Annotated in this window: 2 protein-coding genes; both read left to right on the top strand. The window is 56.0% G+C overall.

The window, feature by feature from the left end:
• Nucleotides 1-6: 6 nt before the first annotated feature.
• Nucleotides 7-1,482 carry an acyl-CoA carboxylase subunit beta gene (locus H5U36_08430; protein MBC7218145.1) on the top strand — a complete coding sequence of 492 codons (1,476 nt, stop codon included), beginning with the start codon at nt 7-9 and terminating at the stop codon, nt 1,480-1,482.
• Nucleotides 1,463-1,654, top strand: coding sequence for a hypothetical protein (locus H5U36_08425; GenBank protein MBC7218144.1), 192 nt, complete (start codon nt 1,463-1,465; stop codon nt 1,652-1,654). The genes H5U36_08430 and H5U36_08425 overlap by 20 nt, the downstream gene beginning before the upstream one ends.
• The last annotated feature ends 2 nt before the right edge of the window (nt 1,655-1,656 follow it).

The following is a 1,656-nucleotide window of genomic DNA, read 5'->3' as shown; positions in this document are numbered from 1 at the left end:
AAGGCCATCGAGAGGCAGCACCAGAGCGGAAAACTCACCGCCCGGGAGCGGATTGCCCTTCTCCTTGATGAGGGGAGCTTCGAAGAGGTGGACCTCTTCGTGGAACACCGCGCAGAGAAGTTTGGTATGCCTGAAAAGAAGCTCCCTGCTGATGGCGTGGTGACAGGGTTCGGTACTATCGACGGTCGGGTGGTGTTCGTGTACTCCCAGGACTTTACCGTTATGGGTGGGTCTTTGGGGGAAATGCAGGCGAAGAAAATCTGCAAAGTTATGGATATGGCTTTGAAAGTTGGTGCTCCTCTTGTGGGGATCAACGATTCTGGGGGAGCGCGAATCCAGGAAGGCATCGATTCCCTTTCGGGGTACGGCCAGATTTTCTTCCGGAACACTCAGGCTTCCGGAGTCATCCCCCAGATTGCGGTTATTGCCGGTCCCTGCGCGGGAGGTGCAGTGTACTCCCCTGCCTTGATGGATTTCATCTTCATGGTTGAAGGTATAAGCCGGATGTTTGTCACCGGACCGCAGGTGGTCAAGGCAGCCACAGGAGAGGAGGTCTCTGCGGAAGAACTCGGAGGAGCCATGACCCACGCGACAAGAAGTGGTGTTGCCCATTTCACCGCCCGAACAGAAGAGGAATGCTTTCGCGAGGTTCGACGGCTTCTCTCTTTTCTCCCTTCCAACAACGCAGAAGACCCTCCTTACGTGGAAACAGGGGATCCCCTGGAACGCCAGGAAGAGCGCCTTCTTCACATTGTTCCCACAAACCCCAACAAGCCCTACGACGTCAAAGAGGTCATTCGGACCATTGTGGACCACGGAGATTTCTTCGAGGTGCACAAGAATTTTGCCAGGAACGTTGTGGTGGGCTTTGCCCGCATCGGGGGACATGTGGTGGGGATTGTGGCCAATCAGCCGTATTATCTCGCAGGATGCCTTGATATCGATTCTGCCGATAAGGCTTCCCGTTTCATCCGCTTCTGTGATTGCTTCAACATTCCCCTTGTGACCCTTGTTGATGTCCCCGGTTTTCTGCCGGGAACAAATCAAGAATTCGGGGGCATTATCCGCCATGGAGCAAAGATGCTCTATGCGTACTCGGAGGCTACCGTTCCAAAGATTACGGTGATTCTCCGCAAGGCTTACGGTGGAGCGTACCTTGCCATGTGCAGCCGGGACCTTGGGGCAGATATCGTCTTTGCCTGGCCGACTGCAGAGATCGCCGTTATGGGAGCTGAGGGGGCGGTGGAGATCATCTTTCGTCGGGAGATTGAGAGTGCCCTTGACCCTGAGAGAGAACGGGAGCGTCTCCTTGAGGCGTACCGCCAGGAGTTCTACAACCCCTACCAGGCGGCACGGCGGGGATACGTGGACCAGGTCATCGACCCGCGCCTTACCCGCCTCAAGATCGGACGAGCCCTCGAGGTTTTCTGGTCAAAGCGAGAAGGACGGAGGGGGAAAAAGCATGGCAATTTCCCCGTATGATGTTGACGTGGGTGTTAAGCCTGAGGTTGTTGCCGCTATTGTGGCAGCTCTCATGGAGTTCCTTGAGGTGGAGGGAACCCCTCGGTGCCGGCCGTATGTGGCACGGAAGAATCGAGCCTGGAAAGATTTGTCGCTCCGGGAAGGAACTCTGCAAGTTCGCTTGGGGAGGTAAGG

The sequence above is a fragment of the Candidatus Caldatribacterium sp. genome, assembly GCA_014359405.1.
Lineage (GTDB): Bacteria > Atribacterota > Atribacteria > Atribacterales > Caldatribacteriaceae > Caldatribacterium > Caldatribacterium oleiphilum.
The sequence above is the reverse complement of the archived record's forward strand: the minus strand, read 5'-3'. Positions and strand labels throughout refer to the sequence as shown.